Source organism: Cobetia sp. MM1IDA2H-1, from assembly GCF_002916775.2.
In the GTDB taxonomy this organism is placed as follows: domain Bacteria; phylum Pseudomonadota; class Gammaproteobacteria; order Pseudomonadales; family Halomonadaceae; genus Cobetia; species Cobetia marina.
On record NZ_CM133225.1, the window covers coordinates 2,243,476 to 2,260,116 of the forward strand.

The following is a 16,641-nucleotide window of genomic DNA, read 5'->3' on the forward strand; positions in this document are numbered from 1 at the left end:
GGTGGATGCCGCACACCAGCCGCAGGAAAGCTGTCTCTGTGGCTGGTGAACCGACCGCCTCCCTCGACCGCACCTCTCGTTCGCACCCGTGGAGCCCGCGCATGAAACGCCTGATCAATCTGACACCCTCCCGTGGTGGCCGCTGGCTGCTCGGTGGCCTGCCCTTCGCGCTGCTGGCCATCCTCTACATCGTGCAGTCCAACCAGCGACTGCTCGACAACCCCAACGACCGCCTGCTGCCGTCCTTCGCGTCCATGGGCGAGTCCTTCGCCAAGCTGGCCACCGAGGTCAACGTGCGCACCGGCGATCTGCCGCTGTGGACCGACACCTTCGCCAGCCTCGAACGCCTGCTGGCCGGCGTGCTGATCAGTGCGCTGATCGGTCTGAGCGTCGGCCTGCTCACCGGCGGCCTGCCGCTGCTGCGCGCCAAGCTGTCACCGCTGATCACCGTGCTGTCCCTGATTCCGCCGATGGCGATCCTGCCGATCCTGTTCATCGCCTTCGGGACGGGTGAGCTGGCCAAGATCGCGCTGATCGTCATCGGCATCACGCCCTTCCTGATTCGCGACCTGCAGAATCAGGCCCTGCGCCTGCCCGATGAGCAGCTGATCAAGGCCCAGACCCTGGGTGCCAGCTCCTGGCAGGTGCTGACCCGCGTGCTGCTGCCGCAGCTGACCCCGCGCCTTCTGAGCGCCACGCGTCTGGCACTCGGCAGCGCCTGGCTGTTCCTGATCGCCGCGGAAGCCATCGCCGCCCAGGACGGCCTCGGCTATCGCATCTTCCTGGTGCGCCGCTATCTGGCGATGGACGTCATCCTGCCCTACGTGGCCTGGATCACGCTGCTGGCCTTCCTGCTCGACCGTCTGCTGGTGCTCGTCTCTACCCGCGCCTTCCCCTGGTACCACGCTGAGGAGAGCCAATCATGAGCCTGATACACGCCAAGGGTCTCGAGAAGCACTACGGCCAGCAGGTCGTGCTGGAACGCATGAACCTGACCGTCGAGGCCGGGGAATTCATCACCCTGGTCGGCGCCTCCGGTTGCGGCAAGACCACCTTCCTCAAGCTGCTGCTGGGCACCGAGGGCGTCTCGCGCGGTGAGCTGCTGCTGGACGGCAAGCCCATCCCCGGCGAACCGGGGCCGGACCGCGGCATCGTCTTCCAGAAGTATTCCGTCTTCCCGCATCTCACGGTGCTGGGCAACGTGATCATGGCCGAGGAGCTGGCGCGCGCCCCGCTGACCGGCAAGCTGTTCGGGGCCAAACGTCGCGAGGCACGGGTCGCCGCCGAGAAACGCCTGGCGGAAGTCGGCCTGTCCCACGCGCTGGACAAGTACCCGCATGAGCTGTCCGGCGGCATGCAGCAGCGCCTCGCCATCGCCCAGGCGCTGATGATGAAGCCGCGCATCCTCTTGCTGGATGAGCCCTTCGGCGCACTGGACCCGGGCATCCGCAAGGACATGCACCAGCTCATCCTGCGTCTGTGGGAAGAACAGCAGCTGACCATCTTCATGATCACCCACGACCTCAAGGAAGCGTTCGAGCTGGGCTCACGCGTCTGGGTGTTCGACAAGGTGCGTGTCGACCCGCAGGCCCCGCAGGCTTATGGCTCGACCATCACCTATGACCTGCCCACCGAGCGCAGCAAGGCCAAGGCGTCGTCTCAGCAGCCGGGCTCTGTCCAAACGAGCTCTGTTCAAAAGAGCTCTGTCCAAGCGGGCGCTGACCAACCGACGCCCGAGCACGAAACGCTGACGACGCCAGCCCACTCCGTTTCCCAAGCCACTCTCACCGGAGGCCAAATCAATGAACATACCGCTTGATGCCGCGACCACCGCCCGCGCCAGCTTCACCGCGAAGTATCAGACCCATCTGCCCGGCGGCCATCACTGGTCGATGCGCATGCCGCGTGGCAGCGCGCTCAAGCTGACCGCCCGCGAGGCCAACGCCAATGTCGGCCTGGTGATGTACAACCCGCTGGATACGCTTGAGCGCCTCAATCTGCCGGATACCCTCAAGGGTCAACACACCTTCCGTCTCACCGAAGGGCACTGCCTGTATTCCGACATGGGCCGCATCTTCGCCTCCATCATCCAGGATGATCTGGGCTGGCATGACAGCGCCAGCGGCAACCTGATGGAGCAGCACTTCGCCGCCAAGGGCTGGCACAAGAAGGCTTACCAGCAAGCCTTCAATGACTTCACGCCCACCGGCCACGACAGCCTGCTGATCGAGATGGCCAAGTACGGCCTGAGCGAGCGCGACCTGTGCGCCAACCTCAATCTGTTCTCCCGCGTGCGCGCCGATGAAGACGCCAACCTGCACTACGTCACCGACCACTGCGCCGCCGGCGACAGCGTCACCCTGCGCTTCGAGATGGACACCCTCGTCCTGCTGCACACCTGTCCGCATCCGATGGACCCCGCCGAGGAATATCCGCTGCGCGGCGTGGACATGACCTTCGGCACCGTGACACCGATGGACGAGCACGACGCCTGCTATCTGTCGCGCCCCGAGAATGCCCGCGCCTACGCCAACAATCAGCTCTATCACCTGGCGGGCTGAGGCGCCCCCCGACAGCAGATGGACGCCACGCCGACGGGCCTAGTGGCAACTGGAAACGACGCCCTCGATGACAAGGACAAAGGACAATCCCATGTGCACCTCGACGCTTGAACACCCCCATGCCCACACCCCGGCCACGACGGACGACGCCCCGCTGAGCTACGCAGACCCGGCCGAGCAGCCGCGCGAGCTTGAGCGCACCATCGAGGCCGGCGATCACTTCATCGGCCTGGTGCGCGCCGGTCAGCACCTGCGCATCACTGACCTGCACGGCAATCAGGCCGCCGACACCCTGTTCTTCTCGGCTGACGACACCGCCGAGCGCTACAGCGCGATGGACACCGTGCGCGAGCAGGGCAAGGTCTACCTGACCACCGGCAGCGTGCTCTATTCCACCCGTGGCCGCCCGCTGCTGACCATCACCGGTGATACCTGTGGCCGTCATGACACCCTGGGTGGTGCCTGTTCCAGCGAATCCAACACCGTGCGTTACGACCTGGAAAAGCGTCACATGCACTCCTGTCGTGACAACTGGATGCTGGCCATCGCCCGCTACCCGAAGTACGACCTGACCAAGCGCGACATCGGCCACAACATCAACTTCTTCATGAACGTGCCGGTCACCGCCGATGGCGGCCTGAGCTTCGAGGACGGACTGTCCGCCCCGGGCAAGTACGTCGAGATGGTCGCCGAACGTGACGTCTACGTGCTGCTCTCCAACTGCCCGCAGCTCAACAACCCCTGCAACGGCTACGACCCGACACCGGTCGCCATCCGCATCAGCGACTCGCCACTGAGCTGAACCGCTGAGCTGAACCGCCGAGCTGACAGCGACGCTTTCGAACACGCATACGACAAGAAACGGCCGAGCCACCCCTGACGATGTCATCTCTCTTGCATCACTCGTCAGCTCCCAAGGCTCTGCCCGGCTACCGGACGACCGGCAGCTCACAGTTTGAAGGCGGGACGACCCGCCGCCGGAAGGATGACTCCGTCATGTTCCATAAGGTCCTGATTGCCAACCGTGGCGCCATCGCCACCCGAATCCAGCGCACGCTGCGTGCCCTCGGTGTCCAGAGCGTCGCCGTCTACGCAGAAGCCGATCGTGAATCCCCCTTCGTGCGCGAGGCCGATGACGCCTACAGCCTCGGCGAAGGTGCTGCAGCCGAGACCTATCTCGACATCGACAAGCTGATCGCCATCGCCCGCGAGAGTGGTGCCCAGGCCGTGCACCCGGGCTACGGTTTCCTGTCCGAGAACACCCGCTTCATCCAGGCCTGTGACGCCGCCGGCCTGGTCTTCCTCGGCCCGACCGTCGAGCAGATCCACGCCTTCGGCCTCAAGCACGAAGCGCGCACCATCGCCGAGAACGCCGGCGTGCCGCTGGTACCCGGTACCGGCCTGCTGGACGACGTCGAGAGCGCACTGAGCGAGGCCGCCCGTATCGGCTATCCGGTGATGCTCAAGTCCACCGCCGGCGGCGGCGGCATCGGCATGCAGGTGTGTGAGGATGACGCCTCCCTCAGTCGCGCCTTCGATTCGGTCAAGGGCCTGGGCGAGCGCAACTTCGGGGATGGCGGCGTCTTCCTGGAGGCGTATATCGCCCGCGCCCGTCACCTGGAAGTGCAGCTGTTCGGTGATGGTAAAGGCACGGTGATCGCCCTCGGCGAGCGCGACTGCTCCAGTCAGCGCCGCCACCAGAAGGTCATCGAGGAATGCCCGGCACCTAACCTGCCCGAGCGCGTTCGTGAAGAGATGATCGCCACCGCCATCCGCCTGGGCGAAGCCGTCAATTACCGCAGCGCCGGTACCGTCGAATTCATCTATGACGCCGAGCGTCAGGCCTTCTACTTCCTGGAGGTCAACACGCGCCTGCAGGTCGAGCATGGTGTCACGGAGCTGGTGTGGGGCGTGGACATCGTCGCCTGGATGCTCAAGCTGGGCGCCGGTGAGCTGGACGATCTCGCAACGCTGGCCGCACCGCTGTCCCCCAAGGGTCACGCCATGCAGGCGCGGGTCTATGCCGAGAATCCGCAGCACGATTTCCGCCCCTCCAGCGGCCTGCTCACCGAGGTGGAGTTCGCCAATGACGCCGTGACCGCCGCCCTCGCCGAGGGCAGCCAGCTGCGGGTGGATCACTCCATCGAGGCCGGTTTCGAGGTCCCGGCGTGGTTCGACCCGATGCTGGCCAAGGTGATGGTGCACGCCCCGACCCGCGAGCAGGCACGCGGCGATCTCTCCAGGGCACTGGCCGCCTCTCGCCTCTACGGCATCGAGACCAACCGCCAGTGGCTGTCGCACCTGCTGGAAGACCCGCGCTTCCTCAATGTCGAGATCTACACCCGCTGGCTGGAAGGTCTCGAGTGGGCAGCACCGACCTTTGAAGTGATCGTCCCCGGCACCCTGACCACCGTGCAGGACATGCCGGGTCGCCAGGGACACTGGGATGTGGGCGTGCCGCCCTCCGGCCCCTTCGATGACTACGCCTTCCGTCTCGGCAATGCGCTGCTTGGCAACGCGGCCGATGCCGCAGGCCTCGAGATCACCCTCAACGGCCCGACCCTGCACTTCCACCGCGCCACGCGCGTGGTGCTGGCCGGTGCGCCGCTGCCCGCCACGCTGTCCGTTTCAGCACCTGTAGCCGGCTCCGATGAGACCGCGACTCACGATCTTGCCCTGTGGCAGGTGCATGAGATCGCCGCTGGCAGCACCCTGAGCCTGGGCAAGGTCGCCGCCGGCGCGCGCAGCTATCTGCTGATCGCCGGGGGCATCGACTGCCCGCAGTATCTGGGCTCGCGCGCGACCTTCACCCTGGGCCAGTTCGGCGGCCATGCCGGACGTGCCCTGCGCAGTGGCGACACCCTGCCGCTTGCTGATCTCGCCGAGTGCCCCCAGCCCGCCCTGACCCGGCTGCCCGAGGCGCTGATCCCGCAGGGCGCTAGCATTATCGATAATGCGCAAGGCAAGACCTCAGGTCGCGAATGGCAGATCGGCGTGCTCTACGGCCCGCACGGTGCGCCTGACTTCTTCACCGAAGACGACATCAGCACCTTCTTCGGCCACCGCTGGGAAGTGCACTACAACTCCAGCCGTACCGGCGTGCGTCTGATCGGCCCGCGTCCGCAGTGGGCACGTGCCGACGGCGGTGAGGCCGGTCTGCACCCCTCCAACATCCACGACAACGCCTACGCCTTCGGCACCATCGACTTCACCGGCGACATGCCGGTCATCCTCGGTCCGGACGGCCCGTCGCTGGGCGGCTTCGTATGCCCGGCCACCGTGGTGCGTGCCGAGCGCTGGAAGCTGGGCCAGCTGGCCGCCGGTGATCGCATCCGTTTCGTTGCGCTGACTCTGGATGAGGCTCGCTCCATCGAGGTGCAGCAGGACGCCGTGATCACCGCCCTCGCCAGTGGCAAGCTCGACGCACTGGAGTCACCTCTGGCGGCGACCAGCACCACGCTGAGCGCCATCGCTGAGCAACGTCCGCGTCTGGACGACTCCCCAGTACTCAAGCGCCTGAGCGCCGAGCAAGGCGGCGAGCAGATCGTCTATCGCCGCGCCGGGGATGACTTCCTGCTGATCGAATTCGGCCAGATGGAGCTGGATATCGCGCTGCGCTTCCGCGCCCACGCCTGGATGCTGTGGCTCAAGGAGCATCCGCTGCCCGGCCTGATGGAGATGACACCGGGCATCCGCTCGCTGCAGCTGCATTACGATCCGCGCAAGCTTGCCCTCGCCACGCTGATGACGCACCTCGAACAGGCCGAAGTCGCGCTCAAGGATGTCGAGGACATCGAGATCGAGGCGCGCACAGTGCACCTGCCGCTGTCCTGGGATGACCCTGCGTGTCAGCAGGCCATCGACAAGTACCAGCGCTCGGTGCGCCCGGACGCCCCCTGGTGCCCGAGCAACCTGGAATTCATTCGCCGCATCAATGGTCTCGCCGATGAGGCGGCGGTACGCGAGACGGTGCTCAACGCCCGCTATCTGGTGATGGGCCTCGGCGATGTTTATCTCGGCGCGCCGGTGGCCACGCCGCTGGACCCGCGCCAACGCCTGGTGACCACCAAGTACAACCCGGCACGCACCTGGACCGCCGAGAACTCGGTGGGTATCGGCGGCGCCTATCTGTGCGTCTATGGCATGGAAGGTCCGGGCGGCTATCAGTTCGTCGGCCGCACGCTGCAGATGTGGAATCGCTATCGCCGCACCGAACACTTCACCAGCCCGTGGCTGCTGCGCGTGTTCGACCAGCTGCGCTTCCACCCGGTCAGCCATGAGGCGCTCGAGCAGATCCGTCGTGATCACCCTCAGGGGCGTTACGACCTGAAGATCGAGAAGACCCGCTTCCGCCTCGCCGATTATCAGGCGCAGATCGCCGAGCATCAGGCCGAGACCGATGCCTTCCGTGAACGCCGTCAGGCCGCTTTCCAGCAGGAAATCGACGACTGGCATGCACGCGGCCAGTTCACCTTCGAGGATCAGATCAACGAGGTGCAGGAAGCCGACAGCCTGAGCGATGACGAGCTGGGCATCGAGACGCCGGTCACCGGCAGCCTGTGGAAGCTGGAGGTCGCCGAGGGCGATCTCGTCGAGGCCGGCCAGGTGGTGGCGCTGGTCGAGTCGATGAAGATGGAAGTCGAGATTCGCACCCACACCGCAGGCCGTGTCGTTCGCCTGCCGATCAAGGAAGGCAGCGGCGTCGCCCCCGGCCAGCCGCTGATCGTGCTGTCGACCGCCGTGGAAGCCACTGATCCAGCTGATGCCAGCGCACCAGACAACGCCCAATCGACCCTGTCCTCCGAGGAGACGCTGTGATGATGACCCATACCCCGCACAACCTGAGCATCACGGCGCTGAGCAAGGCCTATCAGGCCGGAGAGCTGACGCCACGCCAGCTGGTGAATGAACTGCTGGCCGCGCAACCCGAGCAAGACGCCGCCTGGATCACCCGCCTGAGTGCAGATCAGCTGGAACCCTATCTGGCGCGTCTGGACGACGTGGCGCCCGAGTCACTGCCGCTCTACGGCATCCCCTTCGCGATCAAGGACAACATCGATCTCGCCGGCGTGACCACTACCGCCGGTTGCCCGGAATTCGCCTACACGCCAGACGATGACGCCTTCGTGGTCGCCAAGCTCATCGCGGCCGGTGCCATCCCGCTGGGCAAGACCAATCTGGATCAGTTCGCCACCGGCCTGGTCGGGGAGCGCGCCCTGGCGGTCTACGGCACCCCGGCGAATGCCTTCGACCCCGCCTATGTGCCGGGCGGCTCCAGCAGTGGTTCCGCCGTCGTCACCGCCCAGGGGCAGGTCAGCTTCGCGCTGGGCACGGACACGGCGGGCTCCGGGCGTGTGCCGGCCTGCTTCAACAACCTGGTGGGCGTGAAGCCGACCCTCGGCCTGCTCAGCGCGGGCGGTGTGGTGCCGGCCTGCGCCACCCTGGATACCATCTCGATTTTCGCACTCGGCTGCGATGATGCCGCGCGGGTGTTGTCCGTCACCGCACAGTTCGATGCCGACAACCGCTGGACGCGCGAGCACGACTTCGCCGTGCATGGCCAGACCTACGGCCTCCTGCCGGATCTCGCCGGCCTGCGCATCGGCGTGCCGCCGCGTACCCAGTGGCATACCGACGCCGATTACAGCGGCTACATGGAAGTGGCGATGCGTCAGTGCAAGGCATCAGGGGCCGAGCTGGTCGAGCTGGATTGCAGCCCGCTGCTGGCCGCCGCGCGCCTGCTGTATGAAGGCCCGTGGGTGGCGGAGCGCTATCACGCGGTGCGCGAGCTGATCGAGCGCAACCCTGAGGCACTGCATCCTGTCACGCGCGAGATCACCCTCGGCGGTGCCACGCCGCTGGCCGTGGATGCCTTCGATGCCCGCTATCAACTGGCCGAATACCGCCGTCAGGCCGATGCCCTGCTCGCGCAGGTGGACGTGATGCTGGCCCCGACCACGCCGCGTCTGCCGACCAAGGCGGAGCTGGCCGAGGCACCGATCGCGGTCAATTCGGAACTGGGCACCTGGACCAACTTCATGAACCTGCTGGATCTGAGCGCACTGGCCGTGCCGGTCGGCTTCAATAGCCAAGGCCTGCCCGGCGGCGTGACACTGTTCGCGCCCGCCTTCGAAGACCTGCAACTGCTGAGCATCGCGCGGCTGCTCGAGAAGGAGTTCTCGCTGCCGCTGGGAGCCAGCGCCGTTGCCCGTCCCCAGGGACGCCTCGCCGACAGCGATCTGCCGATGGCGAAGAATGGCCGACTCGAGATCGCGGTCTGCGGTGCGCATCTCACTGGCATGCCGCTCAATCACCAGCTCACCCAGCGCGATGCCCGCCTGGTCGCCCGTACTCACAGCGCCCCCCGCTACCGCCTCTATCAACTAGATGACGCCACACCCGCCAAACCGGCCATGCTGCGCGCGCCAGAGGACGGTACCAGCATCGCGCTGGAAGTCTGGTCACTGCCCATCGCCAGTGTCGGCAGCTTCCTCGCCGGCATCCCCTTCCCGCTGGGACTGGGCCAGATCGAACTCGAGGACGGCCGCTGGGTCTCAGGCTTCATCTGCTCGGTCTCCGCTGACAGTGGCGTACCGATGACGGACATCAGCGAGTACGGCGGCTGGAAGGCGTGGGTGGAGCGCGGGTGATCCGCACTCGCTGACAACCTCTCGTCGAAGCTGGATGCCAGACACGCAAAAGCCGCTACCGGATGACCGGTAGCGGCTTTTTTCATGCACTCGTCAGATCAGGCAGCGTCCGAATCATGAAGCACCTGTTGCTCGAGGTGTCTGTCTCTCGAAGTACTTGTGTCTCGCAGTACTTGTGTCTCGCAGTGCTTGTCGCTCAGGGCGCTTATTGCTCGAGACTCTTGAGCAGCAGTTCCGCGACACCTTCAGACGACATCGGATTCTGACCGGTGATGATCAGCCCATCCTGGATGGCGTAGGAGGTGAAGTCGTCCTTCTTCTCATAGATGCCGCCCTTCTGCTGCAGCGCCTCTTCCACCAGGAACGGCACGACGTCAGTGAGGCCGACACCGTCTTCTTCGCCGTTGGTGAAACCGGTGACATGCACGCCATCCACGAAGGGAGTGCCATCCGGCTTGCGAGCATTCAGCAGCACGGCCGGGGCGTGGCAGACAGAGCTGACCGGCTTGCCGGCCGCGTGGAACTGCTCGATCAGACGGATGGAATCGGCGTCGTTGGTCAGATCCCACAGCGGGCCGTGGCCACCCGGGTAGAAGATGGCGTCGAAGTCCTCGACCTTCATGTCTGCCAGTACGGCGGTGGTGGCGAGGTCCTGCTGAGCGGCAGTGTCCTTGTCGAAGCGGCGAGTGGCATCCGTCTGGAAGTCCTCGCCCTGGCTTGCCGGGTCCAGCGGCGGCTGACCGCCCTTGGGAGACGCGAGTGTCACCTCGACACCGGCATCCTTCAGCAGGTAGTAGGGAGCCGCCAGCTCTTCCAGCCAGAAGCCTGTCTTCTTGCCCGTGTCACCCAGCGTATCGTGGGATGTCACTACCACCAGAACCTTGCTCATGATGCTCTCCTTTACGCGCGGGATAGCCCGCAACGGTCACTTCACGAAATTTGTCGGCGAGGTGATGCTCGCCCTGTGTGGAATCAAGCTTACGGCTCACGTCACCATCGTCATAATCGATAGTCCAGATAGCCACTATCGCTCATACAAATAGCTGTCCTGCGAAAGCGTGCTCAGCGAAGGCGGAAGCCCGCTGTCGAGCGAACCGGCTCACCAGGTCGGCACCAGGTGCACTTCGCGGATATTGGCACGCGGTGAGGCACTGATGGCGTAGAGCACGGCATCCGCCACATCCTGCGGGTCCAGCTTGTCCGGCTTGGGCTCATCGAAGAAGGCGGTGTTGACCATGCCCGGCGTGATGGTGGTGCAGCGGCCTTGCCATTCGGCCATTTCTATCGCCAGATTCTGGCCGAAGCCGTAGGCGAACCACTTGCTGGCGCTGTAGATGGAGCCCGCATGATTGGCGCGCCCAGCCACGGAACTGGTGAGGATGAAGTGGCCCTTGCGCTCTCTCAGATGCGGCAGGGTCGCGTGGGCGGTCCACAGCAGCGCATTGATGTTGATGTCGACGACTCGCTTCCACTCCTCGGGATCCCCGTTCTCGGTGCCAGCCTGGCTGACGCCGGTACCGGCATTGGCGAACGCCACATCCAGATGGCCATGATGGGCGACGGCCTGTTCGACGACCTTGGCGAGCTGATCGTAGTCCGTCGCATCCGCGGCGATCGCCAGCACCTTGTCGCTGCCCAGCTCCTCGACAAGCGCATCGAGCCGCTCCTTGCGGCGGGCGGTCACGACGACCTTGTGCCCGGCCTTCACCAGAGTGCGTGCGGTGGCCTCACCGATACCGCTGGAGGCACCGGTGATCAGAATGATCTTTTGACCTTCGGCTTGCATCTGCTTCACATCACTCATGGATCGCTCCTGTGGGTCGCATTGATCTCTCGCCGTGTCATTGAGACCACCCTACCGCCTGAGCCTCCCATCGTGATAATCGATAGTCCGGATAGCTGCTATCATCCAGACAAATAGTGCTCACTCGTCCGAGTGCAGCCGCGACACTCCGCCTGCTCTGGTAGTCATCATGAAGCTCAATTACGACCTCAACCTCCTGCGCACCTTTCATGCGCTGTATCTCGAGCAGAACGTCACCCGCGCCGGCGAGCGTCTGCACCTGAGTCAGCCCTCGGTGAGCGCGGCGCTGTCGAAACTGCGCGAGCTGTTCAATGACCCGCTGTTCATTCGTGATCGCCAGCGCATGCGCCCCACCGAGAAGGCCGACCATCTGTTCCCGACCATCGAGGCGGCGCTGACCGACCTCGACGGCCTGATCAACAGCGAGCGACACTTCGACCACACCACCGAGAGCCGTCATTTCGAGATCGCCGCCAACGACTACTTCGAGGTGCTGATCCTGCCGCAACTGGCGACGATCCTGCGTGAGCAGGCCCCCGGCATCACCCTCCAGGTACGCAGACTGTCACAGGACATGAGCGAGGCTGGCGTGATGAGCGGCACGACGGATCTCGCCTTCGGGCGTCAGGTCGATCCGCCCGAGAATCTGGTGGTGCGTGAGGTGATCACCGAAGGCATCGACTGCCTGGTGGGCAATGGCCATCCCCTGCTGGAGCGGCTGGATGGCGAGGGCCGCATGACCAAGGCGGATTTCGAGCACCACGCCCATGTGCTGGTTCAACCGCATGCCCGCCTGAAAAGCGGTATCTTCAAGCAGCTTGAGGGTCAGGGGCTGAAGCGCGAGGTAGCGCTGGCCGTCACCTACTTCATGGCCGTGCCTTCCCTGCTGGAACGCTCGCCGTTGATCGCGAGCCTGCCCACCGGGCTGTGCCAGCATTTCTGTCGTCAGTTCGCCGTCACGCTCGTGCCGCCACCCGTGGCCTTCGCCTCCTTCCCCTTCCATCTGAGCTGGCATCGCCGCTATCAGAAGGACCCGGCGCACCGCTGGATCAGGGAGCAGATCATCGCGTGTTGTCAGCGTCTGGCAGAGGGTCAGAAGGTGCTGTCCTGAGACACTGGTACGCATACGCAAGCCCCCGGAAACGAAAACGGCCCCTCACCATCCAGTGAGGGGCCGTTCTTTTCATGCCACAGGTCATGCCACAGGATTCAGCAGGCGAGCATCAGGCCTGCTCGGCCGCCAAGGCAGCACGATGGGCGTGCAGCTTCTGGTAGCTTTCGATCAGACGCAGGTGGCGATCCAACCCTTCCAGCTGCATGTTGGTGGGCTCCAGACCATGGAAGCGCACCTCACCCTGCACGGAGCCGACCACGGCAGCGATGGTGTCTTCACCGAACATGCGGCGGAAGTTGTAGAGGTAGTCCTCGAGCTCCAGCTCATCGTCGAGGGTGATCTCCAGCACGGCCTTCATGGCCTGGTAGTAGAGGCCGCGCACGACGGTGTTGTCGTTGTACTGCAGGAACATCTCGACGCGATCCAGCGCATCCTCGTGCTGCCCCAGCGCGAGATTGATCATCAGTTTCAGCTCGAGAATCGTCAGCTGACCCCAGATGGTGTTCTCGTCGAACTCGATGCCGATCAGCGTCTTGATGTCCATGTGCTCATCAAGCTGGCTCTCTTCGAGACGCTCGCCCAGGTCCGCCAGCTGATCGTCATCGAGACGATGCAGATTGAGGATGTCCTCGCGGTAATCCAGCGCCATGTTGGTGTTGTCCCACACCAGGTCCTCGACCGGATAGACCTCGGAATAGCCCGGCACCAGGATACGACACACCGGCGCGCCGAGGTCCTCGTGCACCGCCATGTACGATTCCTTGCCGATCTCATCGAGGATACCGAACAGGTTGGCGACCTCTTCTTCATTGCTGCCGGAGAAGTCCCACTCGACGAACTCGATGTCGGTATTCGAGCTGAAGAAACGCCAGGAGACGAGACCTGATGAGTCGATGAAGTGCTCGACGAAGTTGTTCGGCTCGGAGACGGCCAGCGAGTTGAAGGTCGGCGGCATGAAGTCGTTGAGACCCTCGAAGCTGCGGCCCTGCATCAGCTCGGTCAGGCTGCGCTCGATGGCAACCTCAAAGCTCGGATGCGCGCCGAAGGAGGCGAAGACACCGCCGGTCTTCGGGTTCATCAAGGTCACGCAGGCCACCGGGAACTGGCCGCCCAGCGAGGCGTCCTTGACCAGAATCGGGAAGCCCTGGGCTTCCAGTGCCTCGATGCCCTCGACGATTTCCGGGTACTTGGCCAGCACCTCCTGCGGCACGTCCGGCAGGGTCAGTTCCTGCTCGAGAATCTCGCGCTTCACGGCACGCTCGAAGATCTCGGACAGGCACTGCACCTGGGCTTCTGGCAAGGTGTTGCCGGCGCTCATGCCGTTGCTGAGGTACAGGTTCTCGATCAGGTTGGACGGGAAGTAGATCGTCTCGCCATCCGAGCGACGGGTGAACGGCAGAGACACGATGCCACGGTCCGCACGCCCGGAATTGGTGTCGATCAGATTGGAGCCACCCAGCTCGCCGTCCGGATTGAAGATCTCGAGGCAGTAATCGTCCAGCACGCCTTCCGGGATCTCATCGTTCGGGCCCGGCTGGAACCACTTCTCGTTCGGGTAATGCACGAACTCGCTGTCAGCGATGGCTTCGCCGAAGAACTGATCGTTGTAGAAGAAGTTGCAGCTCAGACGCTCGATGAACTCGCCCAGCGCCGAGCACAGCGCGCTCTCCTTGGTCGAGCCCTTGCCGTTGGTGAAGCACATCGGCGAGGCGGCATCACGAATGTGCAGTGACCAGACGTGGGGCACGATGTTGCGCCAGGAAGCGATCTCGATCTTCATGCCGAGATCATTCAGAAGGCCCGTCATGTTGGCGATGGTCTGCTCCAGCGGCAGATCCTTGCCCTCGATCCAGGTGCTCTGTCCTTCCGGCGGCTCCGCCATCAGCAGGGCCTGGGCGTCCTCGTCGAGGTTGTCGACCGTCTCGATCTCGAAGCCCGGGCCGGTCTGGACGACCTTCTTCACCGTGCAACGCTCGATGGAGCGCAGGATGCCCTGGCGGTCCTTGTCGGACAGCTCTTCCGGCAGCTCCACCTGGATCTTGAAGATCTGGTTGTAGCGGTTTTCCGGGTCGACGATGTTGTTCTGCGACAGACGGATGTTCTCGGTCGGGATGTTGCGCGCCACGCAGTACACCTTCACGAAGTAGGCTGCGCACAGCGCCGACGACGCCAGGAAGTAGTCGAACGGGCTCGGCGCCGACCCATCGCCCTTGTAGCGGATGGGCTGATCGGTGATGACCGTGAAGTCGTCGAATTTCGCCTCGAGCCTCAGGTTGTCGAGAAAGTTGACCTTGATTTCCATGAACGATGCACCGCTGTGAAGAGTATGGGCGCCAGCACGCCGGAGGCGGCTACGCGATGGGCGCCATTATCCAGATTTTGGGGGCCTGCGTCGCGGGTGAGACGAAAAGCGGAAGACTTGCGCACTCCTGCTGTCGCCAGCCGCTGAGGGAGGCCGGCGGATCTTCTTCACTTCCTGAAACATCCGGTGCAATCGCCGCCACTTTCTTGACGGTACGGGGATTGTCACCTATTGGTTAATTTATACGCATAAATACAATAATTGATGCATTGCCATGTTCCGCCCCCTGTCATTGTCCACGACAGGTCACACCCCCCCCCCCCCCCCACCAACCACAATAAAGGGGTATGCAATGATGAAGCGCTTCACGACCCGCAAGGTCGCCATCTACGGCAGCATGCTGTTCGGGTTTTTCATGCTCGAGAGCCCGATGATCCTGATGGCCAACAAGATCGAGCCCATGGTGATGGGTATCCCGTTCTTCCTCGTCTGGAACCTGGTGTGGTGGGGCTTCCTGACCGCCGTGTTCCTGTATGCCTACCTGACCAACTGGGGTAGCGCCAAGGCCCCTTCCACCGGCGGCAAGCGCTGAGGAGCTCATCATGACGGGAAGTATCTTGATCATCGCGGCCTTCATGATCATCCCCTTGATCGTCGGGCTCGTGTCCGCGCGAAAGTCCCAGACGACAAGTGAAGATTTCTTCGTGCAAGGGCGGGCCATGGGCAGCATTGCCGTGTTCTTCACGGTGGCGGCCACCTGGTGGAGCGCCTTTGCCTTCCTCGGTTCCAACGCCACCTTCTATACCAGTGGCCCCATCTATCTCACCGCGCTGGCGTGGAACCTGCTCTTCGGCTTCATGTACTACTGGGTGGGCAAGCGTGTCTGGTATCTCGGCAAGCGCTTCGACTACCTGACGCCGTCAGACCTGATGGGCGATTTCTACAACAGTGAAGCGCTGAGAATTCTCGTCGCCGTCATCACGCTGATCTTCACCGTGCCGTATCTGCAGATCCAGCTGACCGGCGGTGCGTATCTGATCGAGGTCGCCTCCGGTGGCGTCGTGCCCTTCTGGCTGGCCGCGCTGCTGTTCTACTTCATCATCATTGTCTATGTGTGGGTCGGCGGGATCCGCGCCATCGCCTGGACGGATGTGATCTACGGGGCGCTGCTGTTCTTCGGCATGATGTATGCGGGCTATTACATCGCCGGCCAGGCAGGTGGCCCGACCAGCATGTTCGCGCAGCTTGCCAGCGACTCGCCTGCGCATCTGACCCTGCCGGGGCCGAATGGCAACATGGGCTACTCCATGTGGTTCTCGCTGTTCGTGATCGTGGCCATCGGCGCCTTCATGGGCCCCCAGATCTGGCTGCGCATGTATTCGGTGAAAAGCGGCAAGCTGTTCGGCTTGATGCCCTTTCTGCTGGGGCTCGCCGCCTTCGCCTACTTCGGCTCGGTACTGACGGGCTATACCGGGGTACTGCTGGAGCCTGGCCTGGAGAATGCTGACCAGATCCTGCCCATCATGCTGATGAACTATGCGCCCTACCTGCTGGCCTCGCTGATCATGGCGGCTGGGGCCGCCGCGGCGATGTCCACGGCCAACTCCCAGATCCATGCGGTATCGACCGTCGTCACCATGGATATCTACAAGCGCTACGTGAACCCGCAGGCGAATCAGGAACGCATCGTCCATATCGGGCGCCTGTCCCTGGTGGGCTTCTCTCTCGCGGCCTACATCCTGGCCCTGACCGTTCCGGGACTGCTGGTCACCATCGGCATCGCGGCACTGGCGGGTACCGCTCAGCTGATCGTGCCGACACTGGGCGCCATCACCTGGCGCAAGGCGCACCCGCAAGCGGCCTTCTGGGGCCTGAGCCTGGGCATCGTGACCGTCCTGTGGCTGTCCTACGGCGCCAGTGTCAGCAATCCGCTTGGCCTGCATGCCGGTATCTGGGGCCTGATCCTCAATGCGTCAGCCTTCGTGATCCTCAGCCTCGCCCTGCAGCGCAAGGATGCCGAGGTGGTGGAACGCTTCGCCCAGGCGCGTCGGGATTACACCGCGGAATATCACCCGGAGCAGCTGGAAGACGCCGAGGCTGGTCCATCTCAGGTGATCGAAGCCCGCTGACTAGAACAAAGGGCCTGCATCACGCAGGCCCTTTTCGTTTCCGAGCACATTCAGCCACTCGATTGATTGCTACCCAATGGA

At 63.9% G+C, this 16,641-nt stretch carries 12 protein-coding genes; 9 read left to right on the forward strand and 3 right to left on the reverse strand.

Annotated features, from left to right (window positions below; translation table 11 throughout):
- Positions 1-101 precede the first annotated feature (101 nt).
- From BOH68_RS09590 to atzF, 6 genes are all read left to right on the forward strand, one after another.
- Positions 102-926: an ABC transporter permease gene (locus tag BOH68_RS09590; protein WP_077371317.1), complete on the forward strand. Its 825-nt coding sequence runs from the start codon at positions 102-104 to the stop codon at positions 924-926.
- The gene (locus tag BOH68_RS09595; protein ID WP_077371316.1) at positions 923-1,819 is read left to right on the forward strand and encodes an ABC transporter ATP-binding protein; all 897 of its coding nucleotides are present in this window, start codon (positions 923-925) and stop codon (positions 1,817-1,819) included. Before BOH68_RS09590 ends, BOH68_RS09595 begins: the two co-directional genes overlap by 4 nt.
- The gene (locus tag BOH68_RS09600; protein ID WP_077371314.1) at positions 1,803-2,561 is read left to right on the forward strand and encodes an urea amidolyase associated protein UAAP1; all 759 of its coding nucleotides are present in this window, start codon (positions 1,803-1,805) and stop codon (positions 2,559-2,561) included. The genes BOH68_RS09595 and BOH68_RS09600 overlap by 17 nt, the downstream gene beginning before the upstream one ends.
- Before the next feature lie 91 nt (positions 2,562-2,652).
- A complete protein-coding gene (locus tag BOH68_RS09605; protein WP_077371312.1) occupies positions 2,653-3,363 on the forward strand; it encodes an urea amidolyase associated protein UAAP2 in 711 nt (236 codons plus the stop codon).
- 194 nt (positions 3,364-3,557) lie between these two features.
- The gene (gene uca / locus BOH68_RS09610) at positions 3,558-7,379 is read left to right on the forward strand and encodes an urea carboxylase (RefSeq protein ID WP_077371310.1); all 3,822 of its coding nucleotides are present in this window, start codon (positions 3,558-3,560) and stop codon (positions 7,377-7,379) included.
- Positions 7,379-9,211, forward strand: coding sequence for an allophanate hydrolase (gene atzF / locus BOH68_RS09615; RefSeq protein ID WP_258038142.1), 1,833 nt, complete (start codon positions 7,379-7,381; stop codon positions 9,209-9,211). The genes uca and atzF overlap by 1 nt, the downstream gene beginning before the upstream one ends.
- A gap of 205 nt (positions 9,212-9,416) precedes the next feature.
- Here atzF and BOH68_RS09620 read toward each other — a convergent pair whose 3' ends face one another.
- Together BOH68_RS09620 and BOH68_RS09625 are read right to left on the reverse strand one after the other, a co-directional pair.
- The gene (locus tag BOH68_RS09620; RefSeq protein WP_077371308.1) at positions 9,417-10,100 is read right to left on the reverse strand and encodes a type 1 glutamine amidotransferase domain-containing protein; all 684 of its coding nucleotides are present in this window, start codon (positions 10,098-10,100) and stop codon (positions 9,417-9,419) included.
- Between the two features lie 210 nt (positions 10,101-10,310).
- Positions 10,311-11,015, reverse strand: a complete 705-nt coding sequence (locus BOH68_RS09625) for an SDR family oxidoreductase (RefSeq protein ID WP_077371306.1) — start codon at positions 11,013-11,015, stop codon at positions 10,311-10,313.
- 169 nt (positions 11,016-11,184) lie between these two features.
- Here BOH68_RS09625 and BOH68_RS09630 point away from each other — a divergent pair, with 169 nt between their 5' ends.
- Positions 11,185-12,126 carry a LysR substrate-binding domain-containing protein gene (locus BOH68_RS09630; protein ID WP_077371304.1) on the forward strand — a complete coding sequence of 314 codons (942 nt, stop codon included), beginning with the start codon at positions 11,185-11,187 and terminating at the stop codon, positions 12,124-12,126.
- A 112-nt stretch (positions 12,127-12,238) separates the two neighbouring features.
- Here BOH68_RS09630 and BOH68_RS09635 read toward each other — a convergent pair whose 3' ends face one another.
- Positions 12,239-14,431 carry an OsmC domain/YcaO domain-containing protein gene (locus BOH68_RS09635; RefSeq protein ID WP_077371302.1) on the reverse strand — a complete coding sequence of 731 codons (2,193 nt, stop codon included), beginning with the start codon at positions 14,429-14,431 and terminating at the stop codon, positions 12,239-12,241.
- A 352-nt stretch (positions 14,432-14,783) separates the two neighbouring features.
- Between BOH68_RS09635 and BOH68_RS09640 the strand changes: the two genes are divergently transcribed.
- Both BOH68_RS09640 and BOH68_RS09645 read left to right on the forward strand, forming a co-directional pair.
- Entirely contained in the window at positions 14,784-15,023 is a 240-nt protein-coding gene (locus BOH68_RS09640) for a hypothetical protein (protein WP_077371300.1), read from the forward strand.
- Between the two features lie 10 nt (positions 15,024-15,033).
- On the forward strand, positions 15,034-16,560 hold the full coding sequence (locus BOH68_RS09645; RefSeq protein WP_077371298.1) for a sodium:solute symporter family protein: 1,527 nt from the start codon (positions 15,034-15,036) through the stop codon (positions 16,558-16,560).
- Positions 16,561-16,641 lie beyond the last annotated feature (81 nt).

What these genes read in the sequence shown, in the direction of transcription:
- BOH68_RS09590 (WP_077371317.1), top strand. Translation starts at nt 102, where the DNA reads ATGAAACGCCTGATCAATCTGACACCCTCCCGTGGTGGCCGCTGGCTG.
- BOH68_RS09595 (WP_077371316.1), top strand. Translation starts at nt 923, where the DNA reads ATGAGCCTGATACACGCCAAGGGTCTCGAGAAGCACTACGGCCAGCAG.
- BOH68_RS09600 (WP_077371314.1), top strand. Translation starts at nt 1,803, where the DNA reads ATGAACATACCGCTTGATGCCGCGACCACCGCCCGCGCCAGCTTCACC.
- BOH68_RS09605 (WP_077371312.1), top strand. Translation starts at nt 2,653, where the DNA reads ATGTGCACCTCGACGCTTGAACACCCCCATGCCCACACCCCGGCCACG.
- uca (WP_077371310.1), top strand. Translation starts at nt 3,558, where the DNA reads ATGTTCCATAAGGTCCTGATTGCCAACCGTGGCGCCATCGCCACCCGA.
- atzF (WP_258038142.1), top strand. Translation starts at nt 7,379, where the DNA reads ATGATGACCCATACCCCGCACAACCTGAGCATCACGGCGCTGAGCAAG.
- BOH68_RS09620 (WP_077371308.1), bottom strand. Translation starts at nt 10,100, where the DNA reads ATGAGCAAGGTTCTGGTGGTAGTGACATCCCACGATACGCTGGGTGAC.
- BOH68_RS09625 (WP_077371306.1), bottom strand. Translation starts at nt 11,015, where the DNA reads ATGAGTGATGTGAAGCAGATGCAAGCCGAAGGTCAAAAGATCATTCTG.
- BOH68_RS09630 (WP_077371304.1), top strand. Translation starts at nt 11,185, where the DNA reads ATGAAGCTCAATTACGACCTCAACCTCCTGCGCACCTTTCATGCGCTG.
- BOH68_RS09635 (WP_077371302.1), bottom strand. Translation starts at nt 14,431, where the DNA reads ATGGAAATCAAGGTCAACTTTCTCGACAACCTGAGGCTCGAGGCGAAA.
- BOH68_RS09640 (WP_077371300.1), top strand. Translation starts at nt 14,784, where the DNA reads ATGATGAAGCGCTTCACGACCCGCAAGGTCGCCATCTACGGCAGCATG.
- BOH68_RS09645 (WP_077371298.1), top strand. Translation starts at nt 15,034, where the DNA reads ATGACGGGAAGTATCTTGATCATCGCGGCCTTCATGATCATCCCCTTG.